The organism is Pseudomonas sp. LBUM1672 (assembly GCF_059695655.1).
Genome location: NZ_CP166781.1, coordinates 2,119,063 through 2,133,117, shown reverse-complemented (window position 1 = coordinate 2,133,117; position 14,055 = coordinate 2,119,063). Strand labels below are relative to the sequence as shown.

Sequence of the window (14,055 nt, the reverse complement as noted above, 5' to 3'; positions counted from 1 at the left end):
CGGATGTGTTTCCAGTCAATTTTCCCGACCATAATTAACATCGCGCCCTGATATAACAGTTCAGCAGAAAAACCATGGGTTGAAGGGCCCCTCAAGCATTAGTCGATGTAGCCCCTGGGATGGTTCGATTGCCAACGCCAGGTGTCCGCCATCATCTCCTGCAAACTCCGCGTGGCCTTCCAGCCAAGCTCCTTTGCCGCTTTGGAGGGGTCGGCCCAGCACGTGGCAACGTCGCCGGAACGTCGCGGCATCACCCGATAAGGCACTGGCCGCCCGGAAGCCTGTTCGAATGCCCGCAGGACCTCGAGAACGCTGTAACCGTCGCCCGTGCCCAGGTTCCAGATATTGATGCCGGTGCGCGACGAGATCGACTGCAATGCCTTGAGGTGCCCGTCCGCCAGATCCACCACGTGGATGTAGTCGCGCACGCCGGTGCCATCGACGGTGGGGTAATCGTCACCGAATATCGACAGTTCCTGCAGGCTGCCGACGGCAACCTGGCTGATGTAAGGCACCAGATTATTGGGAATCCCGTTGGGGTCTTCGCCCATATGGCCGCTGGCGTGTGCGCCGATCGGGTTGAAATAGCGCAGCAGCGCAATGCTCCAGCGCGGCTCTGCCGCACTCAGATCCTGCAGCACGTTTTCGATGAACAGCTTGGATTGCCCGTAAGGATTGGTCGGCGTGCCTGTAGGAAAATCTTCGCGAATTGGCATCTGCTCCGGCGCGCCGTACACCGTCGCCGATGAACTGAACACCAAGCGGAATACACCGGCCGCGGACATCGCCTGGCACAGCGTAATGCTCCCGCAGACGTTGGCTTCGTAATACTCAAGCGGCTTGCGCACGCTCTCGCCTACGGCTTTGAGCCCGGCAAAATGCAGGACAGCATCGATGCAGTGCTCCTGAAAAATCCGGTCCAGCAATGCCCGGTCGCACACATCCCCGCGAATCATCAACGGGGTTTTGCCGCAGATGGCTTCAATGGCGTGCAGCGACGCGTCAGAGCTGTTGCAAAGGTTGTCCAGCACAACCACGTCGAAGCCCGCCTCAAGCAGCGCAAGTGTGGTGTGAGAACCGATATAACCGGTTCCACCCGTTACCAGAATCTTCATAGAGCGGTCCATAGTGGGGTATTGAAGTGCTCGATTACATGCAATGTTTGATGCGCACGTAACGAAGTGACGCCGAACACTTATTAGCACTTCAAAACAACCGACACTATTGATAGACACCGACTAAAACTAACTAAACAACCTCAAGCCCGACAACTAATAACATTTACCCTACTCTGCACCCGCTAATAATTGCCAATAAACCCCCATTCAGGTATTAAAGTACAACTTCAGCAATACATCAAAACTCACGGCCATTCCCGACACTGCTCTCTGTATGGCTGTGGACAATGACTTTCCAGGATATATCTATGATTCGTAAATGCTTGTTCCCCGCCGCCGGTTATGGCACGCGTTTCTTGCCTGCTACTAAAGCAATGCCGAAGGAAATGCTGCCGATCGTCAACAAGCCTTTAATCCAGTACGCCGTTGAAGAAGCACGGGACGCCGGTCTGCAACACATGGCGATTGTGACCGGCCGGGGCAAACGTGCGCTGGAAGACCATTTCGATATCAGCTATGAACTGGAACACCAGATTCGCGGCACCGAGAAGGAAAAGTTTCTGGCCGGCACGCGGGAGCTGATTGAAACCTGCACGTTCGCCTACACCCGCCAGGTCGAAATGAAGGGCCTGGGGCATGCGATTCTCAGCGGTCGCCCCTTGATCGGCGACGAACCTTTTGCCGTGGTGCTGGCGGATGACTTGTGCCTGAACCTGCAAGGTGACGGCGTACTGGCGCAGATGATCAAACTCTACAAAAAATTCCGCTGCTCGATCGTGGCCATTCAAGAAGTCCCACGGGATCAGACGCACAAATACGGCGTGATCGCCGGCGAGCTGATTTCCGAAGGCATCTACCGGGTCAACAGCATGGTCGAGAAGCCGGCGCCCGAAGACGCACCGTCCAACCTGGCAATCATTGGCCGTTACATTCTGACCCCGGATATTTTTGATCTGATCGCCGACACCCAACCAGGCAAGGGCGGTGAAATCCAGATCACCGACGCGCTGATGAAGCAGGCGCAAAATGGCTGCGTACTGGCCTACAAGTTCGAAGGAATGCGCTTTGATTGCGGTGGTGCAGAAGGCTATATCGACGCCACCAACTTTTGCTACGAGCAGCTGTATCTCAACGGTCTTTAACCCGACCCATTCACCCAGGCAGGCCACTATGACCACTGCAAAACGCTCGGCAGACATCGAACACAAAGCGAGCAATTTCGGGGTGATGGCCTGGCTGTCAAAAAACCCGTCGTTATCTTCCACCTCGGCTGCCTGGTTTGGTACACCCTTACTGGTTGAGCGCATCGGGGTGTTCCCCTCTTCGGGCGATATCCATCGCCCGGTCAGCAATCCCTTTGCGCTCTTGGACCACCTGAAAAGTCTGTACGCGCACCAGGCTCTGGATATGGATGATCGCGACGGACTCAAAGTGATTCTCAACGATTGGCGATTCCGGGTTCGCGTCCGTTACAGCGACCCGGCAATCGTTATCAATGTTGAAACCCGACGTGATCCTGACTTGATGCCAGTGAAGACCGCAGAGCTGCTGAGCCATCTGGAACACTTTGAACGGTGAGTGATTACTTCAACGCAGAATCGCACTCACTGACTCCACCGACAATCAAGCGATACACGTAATCGGAGATAAGCCGGCCGCCCGCCCCCGGGATCGGGTGTATTTTGTCCGGGCCAATCATGGGGGTCGGCCCGTCATTGGCATAGCGTTTAAAGTCGGGACCGAACGTGCACTGCAAACTCGAATACGCGATGTTTTGCGAACGCGCCCAGGGTTCAAGCACCTGGGCGTACTCCGTCATCGGATAGGCACTGGAGCGTGTCGTGTCCTGACGCAGGATCACGTTGATGCTCGCCGCCGGATGAACTTCACGAATCATCCGTACCAACCCTTTCATGTTCTCCAGGTAGTCCTTGGGCTTTACGCCAAATCCCTGGTCATTACCGCCTAACATGATCAGGTAAACGTCCGCCGGTATCTTCGAAACGACGGCCTTCCATTGGGTCTGCCATTGGCGATCGCTTTTATAAAAGTCACCTGAGGCGGCACCGGAAGCGGCGAGTTTGGAGACCCTGACGCCGCCACGATTATTAGCCAGCCACAGACCAAACAACGTCGGCGCACCTTTCACCACTTCGAGCCTTAGCGCCCATTCAGCCTTGGCGGGAACGCTTAGTTGCACTTCCTGAACCCCTGACCCCGTCATCGTCAAAGGATGCCAGTCGTCCGAAGGTGACCACCGGTAGCGCATCTCACTGGTTTTGCCATCGCCCAGATACAGCAATTTGGCTTGGGCGATGGAGGTATTGATGACCGCCGTTTCGTTGGAATCCACTTCTAGATAAGCACCCGGTTGCCCGGAAACGGTGCGGCTGTCCGGACTTGCCTGGCCAAGACTGGAAACGTCCCAATCCCCACCGAAGTGCTTCTTGCTGCTGCGGGTGTATTTGAAATTCGAGCCACCGAGTGCGGCGCCGTGATTGAACCCGACATAACCAGGCCCGGCGAAACCGAAATCTTTCGCCAGGTGCTGAGTGAGGCCATTCAAGTAAAAGTCCTGCCCGGCGCTGTAGCTGTCGCCGATCACCGAGATGGCCAGTACCTCCCCCGCTTTACCCTTGGCCATTGCGGCAAGCCGTTCGCGTGGACGGCTCACTTCGATCACCGGAGCCGAAACGGGTCGTACATCTTCGACATAGTCCATTGGCTCATCCATCTATCTATCAGCAGGTCGGCAGAATCGGCGCTCAGGATTGAGACACCTTGAGCCCTGACACTGGAATCTTTTTGCTGCTTGAACGTTCGCCCAAAAACAGAACTGAAGTCATGGCAAAACGGCTGAAAATATTCGACAGCACCACCGGCCCCAACAACCCGCACAACACACCGCCGACGACCAGAACGCTTTCGTCCATAACGCCCAAACGCCCCAAGGCGAACCGTGAACTGGCGGCAAACAGTACGTGAAAGAGGAAGATGGCGTAAGAATATCCACCGAGCCAGATCAGTGCTTTGGAGCGCATGTCACTCGACAGTAGCGCGACACAGGACGTACAGCCAACGAGCAAACCGACAAGACTTCGGCGATCGACAATGAGTTCGCGATCCACCGCGGCGATATAAAGCAGCGCGACCGATATCAAGACGAACACGACCGGCCCGATCACTTTGAGTGACTGCTTTAAAACGCTGACCTTTTCGTGGCAAATCATCCCCGTCACGAAGAACGGCAGCAAATAGACAGCGCCATTGATGCCAAACGCATCGACCGGAAACAACGGCAGCAAGAACACCACCGCCGAGAACAAAAACAGCAGGTACAGCCGCGTCGCCGTCTGCAACAGACCGCGCCACTGTAAAAACCCGACAAACATAAAGATGATAAAAACCGCCTGCAAAAACCAGAAATGGTTAACCGGCACGTAGAACGACAACAAGGCGTCTATTAAACCGAGGTCCTTGTTCACACCTGGCCCGACAACCTGCAGCACCGAGAAAGGGATACCGACAAAAAACAAAGGCACGATCAACCGTCTCACCTTGCCAACGCAGTAAGCGGAGAAGTCATTGCCCCGGATTTTGTAAATCGAATAGATATAGCCCGAGATAAAGGTGAACAGCGGCATCCTGACGTACACCATCGAATCCGCGAGAATCCGAAATGGCGAGGCCAGGTCTATTTTCAGTCCGCCACCCAGCGGACCTATCACGTGATAGAGCACCAGCAACAGGCACGCCAGGCCCCTGAGCGTTTCGATTTCCAACGATTTTTTCTTGCTTTGCATAGACCGCAAACCTCAGCGCAACACGCTTGATTCAACCGACTCAGGTGTTCTTGAGCGCAACTGCAACCCCAGCCCCAGAAACAGCACCGGCACCACCATGGAGAAATGTCGGGCGAACGAGCCGAAGTCAGGCTCGAACAAACCCTGCACCAATAGAAAGGACAGTGGGATCGCAATCAGCTCTTTGACTTTCGGCGCGATGGTTGCGCCCTTGTAATGACTCGACGTCATCATTTTGAACATCAGCAACGAGGTCATCATCATCAGGACGACGAATATGATCTGCCCCAGGCCGGAGAGCAGAATCAACTCTACCGGGAACGACAGCCTGAAAAAGATGCTCATCGAGTCCACGGCCTGCGACACGAAATCACCGCCACTGAGCCACGACACGATCAACGACTTTGACCCCTCTTCACCGAGGGTCCGCTGTTCATTGTTACTGGCGCGAATGGACGAGACGGAATAGCCGACCAGCAATTGAATCGCCGTCGCGATCACCAGATAGAACATGAACAACATCACGAAAAAGCTGAAACGCGATACATGCTTTTTCATGAAGCACACACCGACCCAGACCAGTGAAAACAATATCCAGTAAGGGCGAATCAACACGCCGTAAAACAGCGCAGAAAGGAAAAAGCCCGCTCGGTATCGTTTCGAAAAGGAAAAAAACAAAATGGCGATCACCGCCACCGAGACAATGATTTCCTTGGTCAGGTTGTCCAGGAAAAATGACCTGACAACGCCCCACAGGCACAAGGTCAGGAAGATCGTTATCGGTATTCGTTTGAAGATGAAGATCGGGATAGAGGTCAGAAACAGATTGCACAGCATCCCGTATGCCCACGCATTGGTCAGGTTGATACCGGTGGGACGCAACAGGTAGGCGGAACATTCGTAAGAGGATCGGTCTGGTGAAAACGGATTCCAGAAATTGCAGTTGTCTGAACGTACGTATGACGTCCACAAGGTCATTGCATCAGGACCCGGATCGCGGTGCATCAATAGCGGCATCGCAATAGACAGAAAAAGACCACAGAGCAGAATCAGGAATGAAATGGGCGAATCGAGTTTTCTTCCGCGAAACTCTATGGACGGTAGAGAGATAGCCATTACAAGCTCCCCTTCGCCCGGGCAAACCTGGTCAGCAACGCAATAACGGCCAGTTGCACCGTAATTGAAAAGACATTGCCCCACGCCGCGCCATAAATTGAATAGTGCTTGATGAGCACATAACTGACAGGCAACGAAATCACCAGGCAGATCGCCGCACTCGCTAATGAAACCCGACTGTTCCTGGAGGCAATAAGGCCGCCCCATACGATGTCGCCGACGGCGCGCAGGGCAAACGAGAAAATCAGAATCGCTAAAATCCGGTTATCCGGACGCGGAACTGCCGCGGCCACGTAATCGAGCAAGATGTTAAAAAAGGCATAAATCAGCACAGCCACCGCGCAGGAAACAATGAGTGAACGCAGCACCCATTGATTGACGAATAACTGCCGGACCGTCAGCGCCTGCTGGTTGTCTTTATAACGCTTGGCGAGCACGGGAATGCCCACGACTGCGACAACGGCGTAGGACAGCGCTTGCAACGTATTGGCGGCGGACCAGGAATACACGTACTTGCCGAGGCTGGCATACGGTTCCAAGTCCAGAATCAGAAAACGCTCAGCGTACTGACTTAATGCGATCAGCCCACCGCCCAGATAAAAGGGCAGCCCTGCCCGCCAGACCGAAACCGTGGTGACGGCACTGATGTCCCGCCCCTTGTGAACGTTAACCACAATCAAGTAACCGGCCACGATCACCATAAGGTTGGTGGCCACCCATAACCAAAGCACACTGGCGATGGTAGACACTACGCCCGCCATGAGTCCGCCCACGGCAACGAGCGCCCAGAGGCCGGTCTTGATGAAAAACAACAACGCGCCCCAGTTGGCTTTTTGTGCGGAAAAGACAAACGAGTTTATTTCGAAGGAAAGATGCTCGGTGAGCAGCAACAGCGTGACGCACGCGATCAACGCGGCACTCGCCTCAACATCGCTGAACAGTGAATAGAGTGCGACCGTGACCACCGATAACAACAAACCAACGGCCAGGTACAGAATCAGCACCTTATCAACGACGAGCCTTGTACTGCCTCCCACGCTGATCAGCCGATTGATTTCAGAGCTGAATCCGACGCTGTAAAACTTGGAGGCGATCAAAGAGGCAGCGACCACCACACCGTAGAAACCCAATGCGTCATAACCCAGGTAATGAGTGATGGCCAACACCAGCAAAAACTTCGCGCCTAATGCCCCTCCCCGTAGCAACAACCGAAATATCATCGAACAATCCCTTTGATGATAGTGTCCATCAGCTCCGTTTTGGCTTCGATTTCTTTGCAGGTATCCATCAGCTTCTTACCGAATCGGGACAAGGCGTTTGGCGCGTAAACAGTGTCGATAATGGTGTCGACATTGATATCTCCACCGTTGATCACCCAGTCTTCCACGCCCATATCCTGATAGGCGCCAAAGCCTTTTCGTTCATAGCTGATATGGAACGCAGGCACGCCGGCGAGGAGCGATTCAATGGCTCCGTGCAGCCGTACGGAAATGACCAGATCAGGCTGATACTTGGCCAGTGTCGCCTTCAGGGGCAGGAGGTCCTCGGTAATACCGAGTTCCCGGTAGAACGCCCCGTCATCGTTGCCACGGACGGCGCTCTGGACAGCGCAGACCACTTTGCTCTTCGCCCTTAGTCGCTTCAACAGAAGCTTCAGGTTGGCAACATAGGCAACTTTCTTCTCTTTGCTCCATTCCGGCGGTTTGCGTAAAACCACGCAAACCACGGCAGGCGATGACGCACATCGAGTGAACTTGGGTTGCATCAACATCTTTTTCGCCAACGCCTGGACCGCCAGGTCTGGCGCTCGATAGACATTTTCATTGGCTTCGAAAATGGCCGAAGACCTGTTGTCACGGACAAACACCGCATCGGCGCTGGCGTAGTGTTTTACGATGGCACTGCTCTCACCGTGGAACGGGCCAATACTTTGCGGCAGGTAAACCGACGGCACCTTGCTCAAGATCGCCGTTTCAAGTTGTTTGGCATGACCCAGTTTCAGCTTGATGTGTTCAAAGGCGCTTTTTGACCGCATGTACCCGCCGCCCACCCCGACAATCAGATCGGTAGTGCTCAAGAGGTCAGCGAGCGGCGCGTAAGACTGTTTAAGGAACACCGCTTCCTTTACGCGCCCCAGCCCTTTAGCCGCCATGACCGGCGCGTCATACCGCTTATACGGAAGATAACTGAATGATTTGGGGTCGGACGCAACGACGTTGATTAACGTGTCAGCACCAAAGTTTCGCAGCACCAGGGCGATAGCCAAATCCACGAGAAGGCCGTCACCTGAATTGGATGCACTGTAGCCATGCAAAATAGTTACGTTCATAGCTTGATATCTACTTAATAAGTTTGAGCGGAATACACGTCGTAGGTTTGCTGGATCATCAGCGATGCGCTGAACCGTTCGCGCACCCGCTTGCGGCTTTCGGTGCCGAGTTCCAGCAACTTCTGTTTCTTGATATTCACTAAAATGTTGGTCAGCGCCTGGTGATCGCCCGTTGAAAATATGTAGCCCGTGACGTTGTGCGTCACCAGTTCAGGCAGGGATGTACAGTCACTGGCAATAACGGGTACGCCCATGGCCATTCCTTCGAGAGGGACCATGGCAAAACCTTCCCAGCGACTGGGGACAATCAGGGCATCGGCCGTTTTATAGAGGGCATTTACTTCGGCCGGGGTCACCCAAGGCAGGTATTCCACGGCGTCAATGACGGGGCACTCCACCGACTCCTCATTCACGGCACTGCCAACAACCGTCAGTTTCAAGTCGGTGCGCTCGACGTCCGTGAACGCCTTGAGCAAAACATCAAAGCCCTTCTGGTAGTCCAGTCGCCCCACAAACAAGAGCTGAATATCCGTACGCTGATCGGACAGGCTCTCATCGTTTTTATAATGAATGCCGTTGTAGATCAGTTTCATGCGGTGACGGTCGATACCAAACGAGGCCGCTTTATCCAGTTCATATTGGCTGACACAGATAATGACATCCGTCACTTTCTGCAAAAGCCGCTCAATCAGCGAATACACTTTCTGTTTGGCCGGAGAGCTTTCCATCAAGAACGAAAACGCGTGCGGGCAATAGATGATTTTCGGTGACCGCCAAGGGCGCATGACCAGGCAGACGCATCGACCTATGACGCCGGAAAACGTGCTGTGCAAGTGCACGACATCAGGTTTTTCCTTGAAGATCACTCGGATGAGTTGCCAGGCAAACCGCAGCAGGGAGACAACATCTCTCTTGTTCCGAGAGAACGTCCTGATGTCTTTTTCATCAATGCCATGCAGTTCTTTCTTCTGGTCGAACGGGATCAAATAGACCAGTTCATACTGCTGGACGTCGTCCTCAGGGGGGGTCGATATCGTCCGAATGACCGTCGCAACGCCACCTTTGATCGTTTCCGCTACGTGTAATATTTTTTTCACAATCCACCCAATTCCATGAACGTATTCGCAGGGCAAAAGAAACCCGGAAAGTGGTTAACGATCGTTAATCCACTCTCAACCTGATTACCTGGCAGATAGCACTCGCATCACGACTTGTCAGAGGCGTATTCATAGTTGTAATAGCCGTAGCTGCCATTACCGTAATAACTGGACGCCCGCTTCTCGACACCGTTAAAAATCGCACCTTTCAATTCGATACCGTTTTGAGCAAATCGACGAATCGTCAATTCGATCTCTTTGGCTGGATTTACACCGAAGCGCGTCACGATCAGATTAATGGCGGCTTCTCGACCAACGATTGCCGCATCGGTCACGGCCAGAAGAGGTGGCGTGTCGATGATCACCACGTCGTAGAGTTCGCTTAGTTCTGCGAGTAGCGCTCTGAAGTTGGCATGCATCAACAGCTCTGACGGGTTGGGCGGCACCTGTCCACGGCTGATGAAATGCAGGTTTTCGATTTCTAGCTTATTGATCGCTTGCTCAATGCTGCAGCGCTTGGTCAACAGATCGGACAAGCCATTGCTGATTGGAGTCGCTAACGTTTTGTGCAGATGACCTTTGCGCATATCAGCATCGATCAGGACGACCCTCTGCCCGCTTTGCGCAATGACCGCGGCCAGGTTAGAAGAGACAAACGTCTTGCCAACCTGAGGGCTCGGACCGGAAATCATGATCCGGTTGTTGGTCGCATCCAGCCCGGCAAAGTGCAGGCAAGTTCGCAGGCTGCGTATCGATTCGATCGACAGGTCGGTGGGGTTACGCAGGGCCAATAGAAACGACTGGCTGTTGTCGCCGTCGTCGAGCCGGACTTTTTTAGTGTCCTCTTCCTGTTGCAGGGTGCTGTAAGGAATGGAGGCATAAACGGGCAGCCCAAGTTGCTCGATGGCTTCCGGCCCTTCGAGTCCTCTGCTCAGCGATTTACGCACTAACACCAGGGCAACACCGACAAAGCCCCCCAGGAAAGTTGCAATCAGAACGATCAGGGCTTTGCGGGGTTTGACCGGGGTGGTGATGTCGACGTCCGCCGTATCAATCAGCCGCGCATTGCCGACCGCCCCTGCCCTGACGATGTCCAGCTCCTGGGATTTATTCAGAAGTTGGGTATAGATCTGTGTTGCTACTTCCACGTCACGGGTCAGGTTTAACAGTTCCTGCTGTGTCGCTGGCAGCCCTTGGACCTTCTTTTCCAACCCTTGTCGCTGCTTGTTCAAATCTCCCATCTGAGCCATCAAGGCACGGTAGGCCGGGTGCTCTCGGGTGAACTTTCGATCCATGTCCGCTTGCTGGAGTTTCAGGTCCGAAATGCGCGTATCCAGCACCACAATCTGTTCCAGGACAGACTTGGTTTCGAGCGAGATGTTTACCGTATTGCCGCGGGTTTGATAGCTGTTCAGCGCGTTGCTGGCTTTCACCAGATCGTCTTTGACTTGCGGAAGTTGCGCCTGCAGAAACTCCAGACTCTGGGCCGCCTCGGCAGAAGTGCGTTGCACATTCTGCTGCACGTAAAGCCTTGAGATCTTGTTGAGAATCTTCACCGCCATGGCGTAATCGGTGCTGGCCAGGGCCAGGCTTATAATGCCCGACTCTTTACCTTGCTCGGAGACTTCGAGGGCGTCCTGGTAATTCTGAATGGTGACGATACGTGGATTGCGCACCACTTCAAATTTAGTGCCTGGATTCGCGATCATGCTCGCGATGAGCACCTCGACACCCTCCTGCGCGACGGACTCGCCTGTAACTCCGTCGGCCAACAAACCGCCATTGTCGTCGTATAGCTTGAACCGATTGCGCTCTTCGGCAACCAGCGTCAGTTTCTTGCCCAGCAGCTCATTCGGCAGATGCAGCTGTTCGATATCAAGGCGCTCGCCGCCCCATGCATAACTGCTCATGCCAAAGCGCGGCGGCGAAACCGTTTCCGTTGGCGTACTTTTATATCGCCGTGCGAGAAAGCCGCCGATAACGGGAAAGGTGTTGGGGGTGATCACAATATCAAGACGCAGATCATCGACCGTTTTACCGATGACCGCGCGGGACTTGATGATGCCGATCTCAGTTGCCGCCGGTGATTGCCCACCGAGCATGCTGCTGATATCCGAGAACCCCAGCATGTCGTTCTTTTTCGGCTCGACCTGAACCAGCGCGTTCGCCAGATACACGGGTGGCGATAAAACCGAATACGCGGCACCGGTCACCATGAACGCCCCGGTGATGGCCCCGATCAACCATTTATGGTCAATCAATGTGCCTAATAAACCGAGCAGATCAATTTCGTCTTTATCTTGATCCCGGGTGTTGATTACTGACGGTAACTGCATAAGGTCTATTCTTTTACCATTATTACTAATCTGAAAATTCGTCCATCAACGTCCGAGGCGCTGCGCCCATGAGCAAACGGCATCTTCAATCAATGCGTGGGCATGGACAAAAGCAGCTGTTCCTTGACGATACGGGTCCTTTATTTCGCGCTCGCTTTGCCACTTCCCCAGAAGAAACACTTTGCCCCTGGCGTGTGATGCAATCTTTAGTACGCCCTGCACATGCTCTTTTTCCATGACCAGAATCAGGTCTGATTCATTAACAATGGCTGGCGTGATCTGCCGCGCTTTAAACCCTTGGGCTGCATGCCCTTGCTCTTCCAAAACCCGAAGTGCGTCGGGCTCCATAGACTCACCCACCCGCGCGTTCAATCCCGCGGAGGTCACTGAAATACCTGAAGGTTGCAGCGCATGACGAAGCAACAGTTCAGCGGTCGGACTTCGGCAAATATTGCCGACGCACACCACAAGAATCTTTCTGAACAAGGCTACTCTTCCCGTGTAGTGTCGAATCGGCCCACGTATAGCGAGGAGCTTATTGGACCGAAAAGATTGTCCCGCATTCAGAGAGGGATCCAACATGAAAATACTTTCGTATTAAATACCACGACACCTAAAAAACGCCCAACCGGAAAGGCGGACCATAAATAACAATTGAGATCTGGAAGTTGTTTATCCGACAAAAATTAACAATGAAGCGCCTGGAATAGAGGAATGATGATATCGCTGTATTAACTGACTAATGCTATTTTCACCCGGCTCACATTGAATCATCAGGAAATCCAGCTATGCCCTCCCCGCGTTTGCGACTGATTGCCACTTCAACACTATTTTTACTTGGCGCATGCAGCCACGCTGATGCCAGCGAGGCTTTTTCAACACTAGCGCAAGACAACAAGACAATAGGCGTCCAGGTCAAGATTCAGAATTTCTCAGCCGCCGACGCCCACCAGATCAAAGCCTCCGGGTTCGGATTCGTACGCTTTGGCGTATGGACGAACAGCCTGGGCAACCCGGCGTACCAACACCAGATTGATGAAGCCTTCGCTTCCGCCAAATCCGCCGATCTACCGGTATTGATGACTGTTCGCTCAACCAAAGCGTTAACCCACAAGACGCAAAGCAGTGGCAGTGATCTCGCCGCAGCGGGAGACGCCTTCGCGAACTCGGTCATCGGCCTTGAAAACGCCTTCAGCACGCAGCTTGTGGCCATTGAAATCTGGAATGAACCAGACTTGCCAAAATACTGGCCTACCCAGGATTTTGAAGTCACGTTTGTGCCTTTCATGAGCTCAGTGTGCAGCACACTGCAAAAGCGCGATCACTCAACACCACTGATCGGGTTCGGGTTCGCAAAGGCACCCACCAAAGACTCCAAGGCGACCGTCGCACTGACTAAAATCCTGAAGGATTATCCGCAATGCCTCAGTGCTGTTTCTTACCACCCCTATGGCATGTCGGGCACGCAGATCAGCACTACTCAAGCGTTTATTCTTGAGAACTTTCATGTGCCAGGGGTCATTACCGAATGGGGTGTGCCATCGCTCAGTTCCATCGGAGGCACCGCCGGGCAAGCATCACGCATCACAAGATTCATCTCGGATGTCAAAAAACTGAATATCCCGCTGACCTCCCTTTACGAGTGGAAAAACAGCGACTCTGGCAGTAATGATCGCGAGAGAAGTTTCGGATTGAAGTCGTCTGATGGACAATCAAAACCTGCGGAAACAGCCGTCAAAATGTTATTAACGTCGCCCAGTGAATGAAGCCGCGCTACGTTAAATCTGGCTTTCTATTAATCAACTCCGCATAACTCGCAGCGTCCATTGCCAGTGATGCCTCCACCAGCACTTCGAACAATACGACTTGCGCTTCGAGGCGCAGGTCATGTTTGAACATCTGCGAATCGCTTATTTGCTTCATCAGCACGCCTGTGACTTGCCTGGGCATACTGTGTTTTACTCGTTTCAGCCAGCCAGGGATTTTCTTTGTTGCTTTCACCCTGCCCATCTCCACCAGCCCCTTTAGATTGTCCGGGTGGTTTTTCTTTGAAGCGGCCATCAATTCTTCAAACACGCTGGTCAACTTTTTCAAGGCATAACCGAGAATAAGATCATCGAAGGCCTCCACCATGGCGGACACCCGTTCCTCCTGTGAAATCATCTTCTCATCCAACACCTGCATTTATGCGCGCCACATTACACGCCATCCGAGCGGCTCTTTTTGACTTCTTATAACGTTTGAACTTGACCATTT

Annotated in this window: 13 protein-coding genes; 3 read left to right on the top strand and 10 right to left on the bottom strand. The window is 53.4% G+C overall.

The annotated features are described in order from the left end of the window. Positions 1–98: 98 nt before the first annotated feature. Positions 99–1,115 (bottom strand): UDP-glucose 4-epimerase GalE, encoded by a 1,017-nt coding sequence (gene galE / locus ACA053_RS09605; protein ID WP_497395146.1) that lies wholly within the window; start codon positions 1,113–1,115, stop codon positions 99–101. A 311-nt stretch (positions 1,116–1,426) separates the two neighbouring features. Here galE and galU point away from each other — a divergent pair, with 311 nt between their 5' ends. Beyond that, complete coding sequence (gene galU, locus ACA053_RS09600) at positions 1,427–2,260, top strand: UTP--glucose-1-phosphate uridylyltransferase GalU (protein WP_109629047.1); 834 nt, start codon at positions 1,427–1,429, stop codon at positions 2,258–2,260. 28 nt (positions 2,261–2,288) lie between these two features. Beyond that, positions 2,289–2,696, top strand: a complete 408-nt coding sequence (locus ACA053_RS09595) for a mannose-1-phosphate guanylyltransferase (RefSeq protein ID WP_109629045.1) — start codon at positions 2,289–2,291, stop codon at positions 2,694–2,696. A 4-nt stretch (positions 2,697–2,700) separates the two neighbouring features. On the opposite strand, the gene ACA053_RS09590 is transcribed toward ACA053_RS09595, so the two are convergent. The 8 genes from ACA053_RS09590 to ACA053_RS09555 form a co-directional block, all read right to left on the bottom strand. Then, positions 2,701–3,840, bottom strand: coding sequence for an SGNH/GDSL hydrolase family protein (locus ACA053_RS09590; protein ID WP_497395144.1), 1,140 nt, complete (start codon positions 3,838–3,840; stop codon positions 2,701–2,703). A 43-nt stretch (positions 3,841–3,883) separates the two neighbouring features. After that, on the bottom strand, positions 3,884–4,921 hold the full coding sequence (locus tag ACA053_RS09585) for an acyltransferase family protein (protein WP_497395142.1): 1,038 nt from the start codon (positions 4,919–4,921) through the stop codon (positions 3,884–3,886). A 12-nt stretch (positions 4,922–4,933) separates the two neighbouring features. Beyond that, complete coding sequence (locus ACA053_RS09580; RefSeq protein WP_109629039.1) at positions 4,934–6,037, bottom strand: hypothetical protein; 1,104 nt, start codon at positions 6,035–6,037, stop codon at positions 4,934–4,936. Beyond that, positions 6,037–7,257, bottom strand: a complete 1,221-nt coding sequence (locus tag ACA053_RS09575) for an MATE family efflux transporter (protein WP_497316870.1) — start codon at positions 7,255–7,257, stop codon at positions 6,037–6,039. The genes ACA053_RS09580 and ACA053_RS09575 overlap by 1 nt, the downstream gene beginning before the upstream one ends. Beyond that, on the bottom strand, positions 7,254–8,366 hold the full coding sequence (locus ACA053_RS09570; protein ID WP_497395140.1) for a polysaccharide pyruvyl transferase family protein: 1,113 nt from the start codon (positions 8,364–8,366) through the stop codon (positions 7,254–7,256). The genes ACA053_RS09575 and ACA053_RS09570 overlap by 4 nt, the downstream gene beginning before the upstream one ends. A gap of 14 nt (positions 8,367–8,380) precedes the next feature. Continuing rightward, the gene (locus tag ACA053_RS09565) at positions 8,381–9,463 is read right to left on the bottom strand and encodes a glycosyltransferase (protein WP_109629034.1); all 1,083 of its coding nucleotides are present in this window, start codon (positions 9,461–9,463) and stop codon (positions 8,381–8,383) included. Between the two features lie 107 nt (positions 9,464–9,570). Then, entirely contained in the window at positions 9,571–11,799 is a 2,229-nt protein-coding gene (locus ACA053_RS09560) for a polysaccharide biosynthesis tyrosine autokinase (RefSeq protein WP_497316868.1), read from the bottom strand. Positions 11,800–11,844: 45 nt separating this feature from the next. After that, entirely contained in the window at positions 11,845–12,285 is a 441-nt protein-coding gene (locus ACA053_RS09555) for a low molecular weight protein-tyrosine-phosphatase (protein ID WP_109629030.1), read from the bottom strand. 302 nt (positions 12,286–12,587) lie between these two features. On the opposite strand from ACA053_RS09555, the gene ACA053_RS09550 reads away from it, so the two are divergent. Next, entirely contained in the window at positions 12,588–13,565 is a 978-nt protein-coding gene (locus tag ACA053_RS09550) for a glycosyl hydrolase family 5 (protein WP_497395138.1), read from the top strand. 7 nt (positions 13,566–13,572) lie between these two features. Here ACA053_RS09550 and ACA053_RS09545 read toward each other — a convergent pair whose 3' ends face one another. Next, positions 13,573–13,983, bottom strand: coding sequence for a hypothetical protein (locus tag ACA053_RS09545; RefSeq protein WP_497395136.1), 411 nt, complete (start codon positions 13,981–13,983; stop codon positions 13,573–13,575). Between the last annotated feature and the right edge of the window lie 72 nt (positions 13,984–14,055).

Excerpts from the sequence above, each read along its gene's own strand:
- ACA053_RS09545 (WP_497395136.1), bottom strand. The coding sequence starts at position 13,983 with ATGCAGGTGTTGGATGAGAAGATGATTTCACAGGAGGAACGGGTGTCC.
- ACA053_RS09560 (WP_497316868.1), bottom strand. The coding sequence starts at position 11,799 with ATGCAGTTACCGTCAGTAATCAACACCCGGGATCAAGATAAAGACGAA.
- ACA053_RS09595 (WP_109629045.1), top strand. The coding sequence starts at position 2,289 with ATGACCACTGCAAAACGCTCGGCAGACATCGAACACAAAGCGAGCAAT.
- ACA053_RS09580 (WP_109629039.1), bottom strand. The coding sequence starts at position 6,037 with ATGGCTATCTCTCTACCGTCCATAGAGTTTCGCGGAAGAAAACTCGAT.
- ACA053_RS09585 (WP_497395142.1), bottom strand. The coding sequence starts at position 4,921 with ATGCAAAGCAAGAAAAAATCGTTGGAAATCGAAACGCTCAGGGGCCTG.
- ACA053_RS09575 (WP_497316870.1), bottom strand. The coding sequence starts at position 7,257 with ATGATATTTCGGTTGTTGCTACGGGGAGGGGCATTAGGCGCGAAGTTT.
- galE (WP_497395146.1), bottom strand. The coding sequence starts at position 1,115 with ATGAAGATTCTGGTAACGGGTGGAACCGGTTATATCGGTTCTCACACC.
- galU (WP_109629047.1), top strand. The coding sequence starts at position 1,427 with ATGATTCGTAAATGCTTGTTCCCCGCCGCCGGTTATGGCACGCGTTTC.
- ACA053_RS09590 (WP_497395144.1), bottom strand. The coding sequence starts at position 3,840 with ATGGACTATGTCGAAGATGTACGACCCGTTTCGGCTCCGGTGATCGAA.
- ACA053_RS09550 (WP_497395138.1), top strand. The coding sequence starts at position 12,588 with ATGCCCTCCCCGCGTTTGCGACTGATTGCCACTTCAACACTATTTTTA.
- ACA053_RS09570 (WP_497395140.1), bottom strand. The coding sequence starts at position 8,366 with ATGAACGTAACTATTTTGCATGGCTACAGTGCATCCAATTCAGGTGAC.